Source organism: Ruegeria sp. MALMAid1280, from assembly GCF_049195285.1.
In the GTDB taxonomy this organism is placed as follows: Bacteria; Pseudomonadota; Alphaproteobacteria; order Rhodobacterales; family Rhodobacteraceae; genus Ruegeria.
In genome coordinates, this window is record NZ_JBMIRT010000036.1 from 119,897 (window position 1) to 131,627 (window position 11,731).

Annotated in this window: 11 protein-coding genes and 1 tRNA gene; 9 read left to right on the forward strand and 3 right to left on the reverse strand. The window is 51.5% G+C overall.

The genetic code is table 11. The annotated features are described in order from the left end of the window. Nucleotides 1-45: 45 nt before the first annotated feature. On the reverse strand, nucleotides 46-264 hold the full coding sequence (locus tag ACOQFT_RS03465; protein ID WP_298937879.1) for a helix-turn-helix domain-containing protein: 219 nt from the start codon (nucleotides 262-264) through the stop codon (nucleotides 46-48). A gap of 247 nt (nucleotides 265-511) precedes the next feature. On the opposite strand from ACOQFT_RS03465, the gene ACOQFT_RS03470 reads away from it, so the two are divergent. The 9 genes from ACOQFT_RS03470 to ACOQFT_RS03510 all read left to right on the forward strand — a co-directional run bounded on the left by ACOQFT_RS03470 (nucleotide 512) and on the right by ACOQFT_RS03510 (nucleotide 9,842). Then, the gene (locus ACOQFT_RS03470; RefSeq protein WP_421596667.1) at nucleotides 512-1,036 is read left to right on the forward strand and encodes a hypothetical protein; all 525 of its coding nucleotides are present in this window, start codon (nucleotides 512-514) and stop codon (nucleotides 1,034-1,036) included. A gap of 309 nt (nucleotides 1,037-1,345) precedes the next feature. Then, a complete protein-coding gene (locus tag ACOQFT_RS03475) occupies nucleotides 1,346-1,819 on the forward strand; it encodes a hypothetical protein (protein ID WP_421596668.1) in 474 nt (157 codons plus the stop codon). 48 nt (nucleotides 1,820-1,867) lie between these two features. Next, a complete protein-coding gene (locus ACOQFT_RS03480) occupies nucleotides 1,868-5,023 on the forward strand; it encodes a hypothetical protein (protein WP_421596669.1) in 3,156 nt (1,051 codons plus the stop codon). A gap of 18 nt (nucleotides 5,024-5,041) precedes the next feature. After that, complete coding sequence (locus ACOQFT_RS03485; protein ID WP_421596670.1) at nucleotides 5,042-5,536, forward strand: hypothetical protein; 495 nt, start codon at nucleotides 5,042-5,044, stop codon at nucleotides 5,534-5,536. 181 nt (nucleotides 5,537-5,717) lie between these two features. After that, nucleotides 5,718-6,689, forward strand: a complete 972-nt coding sequence (locus ACOQFT_RS03490) for a DNA cytosine methyltransferase (protein WP_421596671.1) — start codon at nucleotides 5,718-5,720, stop codon at nucleotides 6,687-6,689. Then, a complete protein-coding gene (locus ACOQFT_RS03495; protein WP_421596672.1) occupies nucleotides 6,689-7,534 on the forward strand; it encodes an NgoMIV family type II restriction endonuclease in 846 nt (281 codons plus the stop codon). The genes ACOQFT_RS03490 and ACOQFT_RS03495 overlap by 1 nt, the downstream gene beginning before the upstream one ends. Before the next feature lie 196 nt (nucleotides 7,535-7,730). Then, on the forward strand, nucleotides 7,731-8,513 hold the full coding sequence (locus tag ACOQFT_RS03500; protein ID WP_421596673.1) for a dCTP deaminase domain-containing protein: 783 nt from the start codon (nucleotides 7,731-7,733) through the stop codon (nucleotides 8,511-8,513). Continuing rightward, nucleotides 8,513-8,866, forward strand: a complete 354-nt coding sequence (locus ACOQFT_RS03505) for a hypothetical protein (RefSeq protein WP_421596674.1) — start codon at nucleotides 8,513-8,515, stop codon at nucleotides 8,864-8,866. The genes ACOQFT_RS03500 and ACOQFT_RS03505 overlap by 1 nt, the downstream gene beginning before the upstream one ends. After that, nucleotides 8,835-9,842 carry a hypothetical protein gene (locus ACOQFT_RS03510; protein ID WP_421596675.1) on the forward strand — a complete coding sequence of 336 codons (1,008 nt, stop codon included), beginning with the start codon at nucleotides 8,835-8,837 and terminating at the stop codon, nucleotides 9,840-9,842. Before ACOQFT_RS03505 ends, ACOQFT_RS03510 begins: the two co-directional genes overlap by 32 nt. A 355-nt stretch (nucleotides 9,843-10,197) precedes the next feature. On the opposite strand, the gene ACOQFT_RS03515 is transcribed toward ACOQFT_RS03510, so the two are convergent. Together ACOQFT_RS03515 and ACOQFT_RS03520 are read right to left on the reverse strand one after the other, a co-directional pair. Beyond that, nucleotides 10,198-10,274 (reverse strand) — tRNA-Arg (locus ACOQFT_RS03515). A gap of 64 nt (nucleotides 10,275-10,338) precedes the next feature. Continuing rightward, nucleotides 10,339-11,721 (reverse strand): ATP-binding protein, encoded by a 1,383-nt coding sequence (locus ACOQFT_RS03520; RefSeq protein ID WP_421596676.1) that lies wholly within the window; start codon nucleotides 11,719-11,721, stop codon nucleotides 10,339-10,341. Nucleotides 11,722-11,731 lie beyond the last annotated feature (10 nt).

Genomic DNA, 11,731 nt, shown 5'->3' on the forward strand with positions numbered 1-11,731 from the left:
CGGACAGCTTGTGTTGCTGCTTAGGTTTTCATGGCTACCTCATTCTCAATCCTCCTCTGTTTGATACCGTTCAGGCCAAAGCTCCTCGGGTGACTTTCCGAGCTGTTCCGCGATAGCTTTCTGGATTCGCCGCGATCTTCGGTATCCCTGAGACACAGTCGACACCGAACTGATGGAAAGCCCCAGCTCCCGGCTCAGTTTGGCCAACGAGCTTCCGGAAATGCGAAGAGCGCATTTGATGCGTTCGTGTTTTTCAAGATCCACTACCAATGGAAGTGCCAAGCCAAGTCCTCCGACCGAGTCTTTCGTCCAATTGGTACTGCGAAACTCACCCAAAGTGCAATATTATTGTTATTTTACAATAAATTACACTAAGTCTCCCTAATTCACCTATTTTAGAAATCGCCTATTTTCTGAAAAAAGCGCTGTGATTGCGAAAAGCTGTTGCTGGCAACATCATCTTCATCAAGCTACTGTCGCGGCAACTTATTGATTTGGCGGAGATATCGGCATGTACAGCAAGGTTTTCCCCGTAAAACTGCGCTCCGGGCATGTCATCGCGATAGCCACAAGCGACTTCGAGTGTGAAGGATACCGACCCGCGCAGATCAAACGGCTTTATCGAAAAGACACGAACTTGCGTGAATTGGCCGAGCGCTTTGGAGTTAGCCCGGTTCTTGTCCGCAAGCTGCTGAGACTCGCCAAGATCGACTACGTACTAGATCTCTATGGCCAGTATGAAACTGGCAAAACTTGCACAGAAATTGCTCGCGAAAACGGGATGAAAGTGGCGACGCTTACGGCCTTGTTCGCCGCAAGAAATCTAAGTGTGTCTCGAGGTCGAAAACGTCCGAACATTAAGCTGACGTCAGCAGCTAGAATTTGGGCCGTTTGCCGTACAATCAACGAGTTTTCTAAGGCGCTAGATACGCACTGGACAACCGCCAGCAGGATTTTAGGGGATTTCGGACTGATCGAAATGGTAAAATCCTCTTCGACCCGGCCCGGCAACCAAACGCGTGATGATCCGCCTTAGCGGACCTTATAGACATACACGAGATCTCCCAAGAGATACGCTGTGGGAGCCATTCCCAAGCTATCTACCTGCTGCGGTTGCACGACGCTAGCCTTGGACCTTTCAGAATCGCCGCTAATAAGTCCGGTCGCTCCTTCAAAATAGTGGCCGCAAAAAGAGGGGACCGAAAAGCCTAAGTCATCGGCGCGATCGATGCGAGGATTCCAAATTTCTGAACTTCCGCGGTTGCAGTCTACGCAGTCTCTAGCAAGCTAGGACTTGAGTGTTGTATTTGGTAAGGCAAGCTTATGACGCTAGAACCGAACGACCGTGACGCTGTCAGATGCCGCCTCGTTTCTGGTTAATCAATTTGAAAAGGATCGTTTATTGTCTAGTCTGGGAAAGTTCTGCTGCTTTAGGTGCCCCAAACCTGATTTCAGTATCAAAGCTATCGACGAATTATGCCCTGATTGCGGTTGCCCATACAACTATGAGCTTAAGAATCCCCCTAGCGAGATTGGTGACTACAGGATTATTCGTGCCCTCGGTCGAGGCTTCTACGGAGCAACATTTGTCGCTGAGCGAACGGGTCCGATACCGCGAAAGTACGTCCTCAAAGTAGTACCAAAAGAAAACTATAAGGAATTCGGGAAGGACTTTGCGCAAGAATGTCAAACCCACGCAAGAACTGCGGACGGGGCGGACTTCATTGTGGACATTGTTGATGCGTTTGATGACCACGCGGCGTTCGGCGATTATGATCTTGAGGTACATGTCGCTGTTTTGGAATACTTGGATGGCTAACCACTTCAAAGCTATCTTGATGGGAAGTCGCAGCTAAGCGCAGGCCTAGTGGCTCAGATTGCATGTGATCTCGTCAAGGTTGTTCACGAGCTTCGAGCGAGGAACCAGAACCATAACGACTTCCATGCTGGTAACATACTTATCGAAAAACTGTCTCGGGAACGCTACCGAGACGCGGCACTTGAGCCGTCAGTACGAGCAGTAGCTATCGACCTTGGTTCGACTTCTGGAGATCGCCGTTCTGGAGGTGGATACAAGAGCGACTTGCATTGGGTTGCGGAACACATCGATATCCTCTCAAGCAATTTGCTTCAGACCGCAGACGGCAAGATAGACGATCTCGACGCAAGAGTTGCATTATCTTTGAAAGATGTCGCAGCATCAATTTCTTCACCCGTTGAAACACAAAGAACACCACCTGCTGAGGAATTGGTCAGAACCATTGAGCAAGCTTTTTACCGGTCAGGAGAGCCTTGGAGGCCATGGCGCTCTCCCTTGGTCTTTAAGAACTTCGGCGAGTCCTACAATGCTCAAACCTTGGCGCCTTGGCACATTCCACAGTTACTGGTGGACCCGGAAGGCGATTGGCAAAGACGCGCAAGCTCGAAGGGACCTCTTATTGTCACCGGCATGCGGGGTTGCGGGAAAACTATGTTGCTAAGGTCGCTGCAGTTTCACGCGCGCGCCATGCAAAAGCGAGACGAGACCGAAGAGCAGGTGATCGCAAGGCTAAGAGGTGATGGCTTTGTTGGTTTGTTTGTCTCAGCACAGATTTTAGTGGACCGAGGCACCTCAATCGAAACGCCCAACAACAAACTCTTCGCTCGGCTGTTGCTTGCGTATGCCCTTGAGGCCTCGCGAGCTCTTGCCCATCTCAAGGATATCAAAGCAGAGTTCGTATCACCGCATTCGCCTAAACTCATATCTGACGTACTATCTAACCTGCTTTCAGACTTCCAAATTGAAGTTCCTGGGAACTCCATTGAGCGTTTTGAGCACGCTTTGGTTCGGAAGCTTTTGGAGGTAAGCAAGCCTGACAACTCATGTACGCTCGATATCCATCCATCGAAGTCTTTCCCTGCGCTCGCCAAAGCGATCGCTCAATGTTCGAAGATTTGGGCAGATTCCCGGATCCTATTTCTGTTGGATGACGTATCCACACGGTACCTTCAGCCAGAAAAAATAGAAGAAATCTTCTCCGCAATAATATTTCAAAACACAGATCAGGGTGCGGATTGCGCATTTAAACTTACATCGGAAACTCAAACGATATTTCTGTCTTTGAAGTCATTGGGTGGAGTTGAGTACGCCGCGCATTGGCGTGATTTTGAGACCTTTGATCTGGGTGCGGAAGTATACACGCGACTCAAAGGAAAGGGAGGAAAGGAATTTATTGGGGAAATTCTTTCACAGAGATCTCAGTATTTTCCAAGTCACCCCAAAGTTCATCCATCAATCGTATTGGGCGACAAGAGGCTAAATGAACTTGCTCATGAAATCGCTGCAAACTCCGCCACCTCGGGTCGCAGGAAATCCGTCTATGCTGGGATATCTACTTTGAAAGCAGTTTGCGTAGGCGATATCGGCAGCGTGATTTCCATTTACGAGAGTATTCTGCACAAGGGGCAGACCGTTCACCCTGTCCCAGCAGACGTCCAATCACAAGTCTTCCAAGATCACTGCTCGCGCCATCTATATGTTTTGGACCGAAGAGGTAGCGATCTAAAAAACACTGCAAAGTCTTTTGCAGCGGCATCGCACCGAGCATTGATAAATTCCTTTCGAAAGGACGAGACTAGGGGCCTTCGACAGTACACCTCAATCTATGTCAACGCCTCTGCCGACGATGCGGGCAACCAGAATGAGCAGTTGCGTGAACTGGTCGATGCAGGTGTTTTTGTCTTTCATGGCGGAACACCGAGGAGCAAAACTGAACACTCGGATCCAGTGCAACAATTCAAACTCGTTTTTCGAAAGATCTACGGTCTCGCGGATTTTATTCCATTGGCTGATCGAGACCGGTTTGAATTGACTGGAAAAGACCTATCCGAATGGCTTTCAGATCCCCAGAGGGGGCCGGAATTACTAAACAGGAACCTTGGCTCTGAAATCGATGATGAATATGAGATGGATGAAGTTGCAACAACGAGTGTAGAACCCAGCATTCCCGAAGCGGAGCAAGCCGAGTTCGACCTGCCAGTTCCAGCTATTCAGTTGCAGGCAACCAAAGAGACGCATCACCTTGATGTACCGCAAATCTGCGAGTTGTCTCCCAACGAAGTCGAAATGCTTCAAGTGGACGAGATATTGCTGGGTCTGGGCTTCGAAGAGTCATGCGAGCAATCAGCGAGTAACTGCTTCGAAAGACTGAGACCTCAAACGGCTAAGTTGATTGAGTACAGTCTTCCAGGCCGAATGGACGCCATCAGAAACACGGTACTGGGTCACTTGAGTGACATAGAAACCCGTGAAGCAACCGCACAGTCATTTTTTGAGAAAGACGCTTCGAAGACCTCCAGACTGATCGACATTTCTGGACTTGCCAAGCCGATAATCTACCGGACCATCAAGCAAGCTGTACAGTTGGAGGGGTTCGTATATCTTGCGTTCACTGAACCAGAAATGACCTCTCCTAGGGACGAAGACCTAACTAAGATACTGAAAGCTCAAGAACAGCAGGAGTCAGTCGTCGACAGTCTACGCCAAATTGTCGGCAGTGAGTTTCCACCGTACCACTCGATAGAAGTTGACGGAATGGACTCGGATGCAACCCGTAGCCGCGCGCTGTTGGCTTTCTCTAGTTCATCTCATGAAAGACTAGTGCACCTAGTATCTGAGAGTAATTACAATCATGCCGACTTAGTAACTAGCACCGCCGACAATGCACATGCCAGGATTGCTGCCATGGTTGCAAAAGCTGCGGCGAGAGAAGCGGAATCGAGCGAAATCATTGAAGTCGACCTGATGGAGCCGCAAGGCATCCTTAAGTCGATCGAGCAGTCTTACATACAAAAGTACCTTGATAGCGGTATGAACTTTGAAATCGGACTGACCGGTGGGAAACTCGATACTGTTGCTAGTGCCGCTTTCTGTTGTCGATATCCCGCAAACAAGGTCTGGTACGTGAGGCCGGACAAATTCGATCCGGAAAAGTACTCACATGGTGCTAAGGAAACTCGGTACTTTAAAATTTCCGTCGAATAATGCTCTGAGGTGAGCGCAATGGCAGATTCCCCGTACCTAAAAGACGACGCAAGGCTTGGCGACGTTATTGCCGCGATACAAGCTATGAGCATCTATAAATTCTATAAACTCGACTTTTCTGGATGGTCTGATCGCATTTCCGGCGATCCAGAAAAATGTGAACACTGGAAGCAAGTCTTCGTAGAGCATCCTGAATTCTTCCGATTGGATGCGGCTAGGGAAAAGGCATCACTAGTAGCAAGGCGCCAACATCCAAAGAACTACGATGTTGACGCCAGGATACAGATCGAGACGAAAGAGTTTCGTTCGATGGATGACTCACAAAAGGTACGGATCTCTAGGAGTCCGTTGTCACACGGAGAGATGGCGTCTCTGATCCAAACGGCTGTCGAGCTTCACTCTCGGGCGATGGATCAGGCGAAGGACCGGCGTTGGTGGTTGCCCGTTCTGACCGCGTTCATTGGAGCTGCTTCGGGTATCGCAGGCACTCTTTTGGGAGTGGTACTCACATAGCTGTCAAAATGCAGGGGGTGGTTGTAACGCATTCACGTCATCCCGCTGGGCTCAACTTGTTACTTCTTCTGTAACCACTTTCGTAGAACATATAGAGAACTGCGGACTTGTGAGAATCCATATCTGGTGTCTTCCATGACCATCCCTACAAGGGTATGGTGCAAAAAAAATGAGGCGATTGATGCAGACGAATCTTACATCTATTGAACTTTGCGCCGGTGCAGGCGGTCAGGCTCTTGGCATAGAACGTGCCGGATTCAGCCATCAAGCGCTTGTTGAGATTGACAATCATTGCCGCAACACCTTGTTGCTCAATCGTCCGTCGTGGAACGTCGTAGATGGTGAACAGGCCGATTTAGCTAATTTTGATGGCCGCCCCTATGAGGGCATCGATGTGTTGGCCGGCGGTCTGCCATGCCCGCCTTTTTCCGTGGCCGGCAAACAGCTAGGACACGCCGATGAGCGTAATCTTTTTCCTGATGCTTTGCGTCTAGTTGATGAAATCAGACCACAGGCTGTTATGATTGAGAACGTACGCGGATTTCTTGACGCCGTGTTTGCAGACTACCGCCAAAAGCTCAAACGACAACTTAGCAAGCTAGGCTATAAAGCTGACTGGCATCTCTTCAACGCATCTGACTTCGGTGTACCGCAGCTGCGACCGCGTGTAGTAATCGTCGCCTTGCGAAAAGACTTCTCTGAGCATTTCTCTTGGCCAGTTTCATCTTGCAATTCGCCTGCGACAGTTGGTGAAACTCTGCATGATCTTATGGCTGAGAACGGTTGGAGAGGAGCCACACGTTGGAGCAAGCAGGCCGATGATATTGCCCCGACTATTGTTGGAGGTTCGAAGAAACATGGCGGCCCTGACCTTGGGCCAACGCGAGCAAAGCGAGCTTGGGCAACACTCGGGGTTGACGGCATGGGTATTGCGAATGAAGCCCCAGAACGTGACTTTGTAGGTATGCCCCGACTTACGGTGCCCATGGTGGCACGATTGCAAGGCTTCAGCGATGACTGGCGCTTCTCCGGCAAAAAAACACCCGCCTATCGGCAGGTGGGCAACGCGTTCCCGCCGCCAGTAGCTGAAGCTGTCGCGTTCAAAATCCGAGAAGCGATTTCAGCCCGCAAATCCGTTCGGGTTGTTGCCTAATGAGCGTCGCATGGCTCACAAAGGCACGGCGCGAGTTCCACGCGACCCTTCTTGGGGGCATCTTAACCAAAAGCGCAGCTGGCATCCCTAGCAATGCTGACAAAGCCTCTAAACCCAGCAGAGAAATCGCTGGCTCTATTCTAGATCAGCTCGGACCAGCCAAAACCGCACTAAAGCTTCCCGGTCAGACAGCTGGCGCAGATTTTGAAGGCGTGTGTGCAAGTTTTGTGCGCGTGTGCTTCGAGCGAATGCAGCATCTCCGCCCTGGCTCCTTTACTGTTACAAAAGGCGGCGGCATCGCAATGTTCGATCAGTATGCCCACCTGGATGATCTTGAAGCTATCGCCAAAGCCAATCGAGAGATCGCCACGGCCATCGGCTCCGACTATCTAATCAAACCCGATATTGTCGTAGCACGAGCGCCCGAGGCAGATGGGGCCATCAATGCGAAAGGCGCATTGGTTGACACTGGCACAGCACGACTTTCGAGCTTGCGTGCAGTCAATCAGCCTCTTGAAATCCTTCATGCCTCAATCAGTTGCAAATGGACACTGCGAAGTGACCGTGCGCAGAATGCCCGGTCTGAAGGTCTCAACTTGGTTCGAAACCGCAAAGGAAGGCTACCACATATCGCAGTTATCACCGGAGAACCGACACCTGGCCGAGTGGCATCTTTAGCGCTCGGAACCGGCGATATTGATTGCGTTTATCACTTCGCTCTCTACGAGCTTCGCAAAGCTCTGGTAGATCAGGGTCGCGATGAAACGCTCGAACTGTTGGATACTATGGTCGAGGGCAAGCGCCTAAGAGACATCTCCGACTTGCCATTAGATCTAGTAACTTAGGCACTACAATAAGGTTTGAGATAAGGTAGAAACTCGTCTCACACAGTTCGGCAACGAATCCCAGCTTTTCAGGTCCAAGGCCACTCCAGCTTTAATGTCAGGTGAAACGAAAGCGGTAGGCTGGTCCAAAATCAGCGCGTGGAACCTGATCCACTGAGCGAAAACACTTATTAGAGAATTCGAAAGTTAGGGCGCAATGGCAACACTGAGCAATGTAGATCTAGAAAAAGAAATTGGAGCTGGAAGACTACTTACTGGCACTGATGATAAGATGGTTGAAGGTTCCAGCTATCAACTACGGCTCGGCAACGTCTACTATGATCTGTCAGAGAATGGGAAGCGTTTTGAACTCGCCTACGGCGAAACGATACTCATCAAGCCAGGACATAGGGTCGTTTTGATAACTAAAGAGGAGTTCGATGTTCCTGCGAACATAGTATCCCGAGTAGTCAGCAAAGGATCACTGTTCAGTATTGGGCTTAGCCCTGTCGCTACCTACGCAGACCCGGGCTTCTCTGGCAACCTCGGCATAGTCACGCAGAATTTCAGAAATAGTTATATTCAGCTTTCCCAGGGCGAGCCAATCGCGAAGGCCGATTTTAGCAACCTAAGCAATCCGGCAACCAAACTCTATAGGGGTCAACACGGATTCCAAGCCGAGATTTGGCCGATCAAAACCCATCTGCAAAAAACGCACAGTGAAGTCGCAAATGACGATCGTGTATTTTCGGAAAAGGACGAGGCGTTGGCGCTTTTGCCAGAGGCAACAAAGGTGATAATCCGAAGACTCGAAGGAAGAGTGCTTTGGTTGTTGGCATTGCTCGTGCTAGCGATTGGCATCAATGGGGTCGCACTCTACCTAGTAGAAACCGAGAGCGAACTCCTTGATGATTTCTACGGCGTTTTGGGCAGTCTGATAGCGTCTGGCATTGTCGCGGTTCTTGCCCTGGTGGTCGGATTTCTTGGGAGGACGAAGTAATGGAGCTTGCGAAGATCGTCGCTCGTCAGATGGCAGCGGATGTTAAGCGCGGATTTTCGGAAGAATTGCAATCGGATGCGGATCGGCTTGCCCAACTCACCAGAGACACGGTTGGCCTTGTCGGCGAGGTTGGCGAGTTCGCTAACTTGCTAAAAAAAGTGGAATTGGCGTTCCGTGTTGATGGTTACGAAGGGTATTCACTTGAAATTGCATCTGCGGACCTCCGAGAAGAACTCGCGGATGCAATGATCTACATCATCCGACTATCAAACGTTCTGGGAGGCGATATCGAAAACGACCTACTGGAGAAAATGGCGAAGAATGATGAACGCTACCGCCATCTTGAAGAATAAACGTGTTTTCTTTCTCGGTGTGAATACTGGCTTCGTCCAAGACGGGCTGCCAGACAATCAGTTCATAGATTTCTACAGGGAAAGAAGTTCCGCCCATTTATACTGCGCGATCTTGGGCAACATTGTGATTCCTGGAGGCTTTGGGACTAATAATCAAACGCCTACGCTGTCGACGCATTCTCGATGGGCTGCGATAGCAGAAGCTATTTCGTCAGAGGGAACCGCACCTGGAATCCAACTTGCCACCACGTGGCCAAGCTATATCGGTCAAAGAAAATTTGTAGTCAGAGAGCCCAGTGAAACGATCAAAGCTGCGCGTCAGCTACTTTCAATGATGACGCGAGATGACATCGACAGTGTCATGGATGGGTTTCGTGCAGCTGCTCAAATGGCGGTTACACACGGATATCAACACATACAAATTCATGCTGCACACGGATATCTTCCTTGCTTGCTATTGGACAAAGACCTGAACCCTCTTGCACCATATGTAAAAGACGAGATGGCTGAATTGGCTAGCTTCTTACGGTCCCAAAAGGTCGAAACATCGGTGCGCTGGTCAATTCGCACGGGTGACTCCGAGTTTGATCAAAGGGGAATCGAAGAAAGCGTTAGCAATGTTTCTTCACTTCAGTTCGATTTCGTCGATCTTTCTTCCGGCCACTACAACATAGACAAAAGACTCATCTACCCTTCCACAGACTACTTTCTTTCCCAGAGGCACCATGACAGTTTGGAGATCGCAAATAAATTTCCGGAGCAGCGCTTCATCCTTTCAGGTCGGGTTTCGGCCTTTCTAGGGGATCTGCCTAACAATGTTGAGGTTGGCCTCTGTCGCGATCTAATTGCCAACCCAAGGTTCTTGACTGAATTGACCGATGGGTGTCGAAACCGGGGAAAGTGCCATTACCACTCTAGAGGCCTTGATCGGCTATCATGCCCAACATGGAGCGAGAGCTCTAGGAGAGAGGCATGAAGCAGCCGTTTTCCCAACAGGTCCGTATCCGATAGCCACAAGAAATTGTGCCAGAATTACGTAAACTATTTGGGTCGGGCAAAGTAATAGCAGTGGTGGTAAGACTATACTAACGCCGTGAATGTCCGTTATGCCGACGCGACTGCAGCATCTGAAACCTCGGAGTGGCTGTTTGGGACCGACCCGAGTTCGTAAAAACGCAGCCAGAGCGAACCACCTATTTCCAGTTGAATTCCGGTATTCGACTTCAGCGATGGACACACGGCAAAGCAACGAAAAAATGGGGCGCTATCTACAATGGAACGACTATGGGTGCCAAACGGCAAAACTATGTGTCGTCCCACAATTTACCAAGTGGCGGACCGAGGAGGATTCGAACCCCCGACCCCTTGATTCGTAGTCAAGTACTCTATCCAGCTGAGCTATCGGTCCGCGTTGGTGAGGCGCTATGTAGACCCACCTCTGGGGACGTGCAAGCCGATTCTTCAAAAAAAATCTAAAAAGTCACGTCGCCCCGCGGCAGACGGATTTCAAAGGTCGTTCCCTGCGGTCCCGTCTCGGACAGCACCAGATCGCCGCCATGCCCGCGCACCAGTTCCTGCGAGATCGCAAGCCCAAGCCCCGAGCCGCCCTTGCGCACCCCGCCCTGAAACGGCGTGAACAGGTTCTCACGCGCTTTGGGCGGCAGGCCGGGGCCGTTATCCCTGATCTCAACGCACCAGTCGTCTTCGTGTTCGCACCCGGCAATCGTGATCCTGCCCGGTTTGCCGGACGCTACCAGCGCCTGACGCGCGTTGCGCACGAGGTTCATCATGACGCGGAACATCTGCTCGGGGTCCGCGCGTGCGATCAAATCCTCGGGCACTTCGTTGACGATCTCGACACAGGCATCGGCGACGGCCAGCCTTTCGCTGGCCACCACATCTTCGGCCACGTCGTGCAGGGGCACCATGGTCAGGGTCGGAGCGGGCTCTTCCGCGCGGCCAAAGGCCAGCGTGTTTTCGCACAAGGACACCGCCCGGGTGATCGAGTTCACCAGCTTCGGCGCCATACGCCGCACCAGCGGGTCATCGCTGGCCTCGATCCGGTCGGTGAACAGTTGCGCCGAGGTCAGGATGTTGCGCAGATCATGGCTGACCTTGGCCACTGCCCCGCCCAGCTGCGCCAGACGTTCGCGTTGTTTCAGGGCCTGTGTCAGCTCGGTCTGCAACTGCTGCAGCGCCTCTTCCGCCTCACGCAGTTCGGTCACTTTGGAATTGGGCGAGATGATCCCGCGCGCATCCTCGGGGGCCCCTGCATAGCGCTGCATGTAGCCCACAACGCTTTTGATCGGCTTCACCAGAACCACGCGCACGGCGAGAAACAGGAAAAACGCGGTGATGATCGAGATGACAAAAGACAGGCCCAGAATGCGCAGACCATAGTCGGTCATCGCCATACGCAGGGGTTCGCTGTCCGTGGTGACCTCGATCAACAGCCCAGCTCCCTTGACCGGTTCACCGATCACGCGAATGACCTCATTTTCCGGCGTGAACAGGCGCACCACGGCATCCCGGATCAATATCCAAGGCCCCGCATCGCGCAGATCGTAGGTTTTGGTGATCGGCTCGGGAATCGGGGAAGACAGCATCAACTGCCGCACCTCGTCCCGCCGCAGCACCACGTTATAGACCCCGGCATTGGCCAACAGTTCGGCCTCAAGGTCTTCGGCCAGCATGTCATCGGCCAGCAACGCCAGCGAGGCGATCTGGGCGCGCTCAAGCCGGTTCAGCAGGAAATCTTCGCGGAAACGCGCAATCGAGGGAACAAAGATCAGAACCTCGGCCAACATCACGAAGACCGTCGTCAGGATCAGAAATCGGCCCGACAGCGAGTTCAATCTGCTCTCC

Excerpts from the sequence above, each read along its gene's own strand:
- ACOQFT_RS03470 (WP_421596667.1), top strand. The coding sequence starts at position 512 with ATGTACAGCAAGGTTTTCCCCGTAAAACTGCGCTCCGGGCATGTCATC.
- ACOQFT_RS03485 (WP_421596670.1), top strand. The coding sequence starts at position 5,042 with ATGGCAGATTCCCCGTACCTAAAAGACGACGCAAGGCTTGGCGACGTT.
- ACOQFT_RS03490 (WP_421596671.1), top strand. The coding sequence starts at position 5,718 with ATGCAGACGAATCTTACATCTATTGAACTTTGCGCCGGTGCAGGCGGT.
- ACOQFT_RS03495 (WP_421596672.1), top strand. The coding sequence starts at position 6,689 with ATGAGCGTCGCATGGCTCACAAAGGCACGGCGCGAGTTCCACGCGACC.
- ACOQFT_RS03500 (WP_421596673.1), top strand. The coding sequence starts at position 7,731 with ATGGCAACACTGAGCAATGTAGATCTAGAAAAAGAAATTGGAGCTGGA.
- ACOQFT_RS03505 (WP_421596674.1), top strand. The coding sequence starts at position 8,513 with ATGGAGCTTGCGAAGATCGTCGCTCGTCAGATGGCAGCGGATGTTAAG.
- ACOQFT_RS03510 (WP_421596675.1), top strand. The coding sequence starts at position 8,835 with ATGATGAACGCTACCGCCATCTTGAAGAATAAACGTGTTTTCTTTCTC.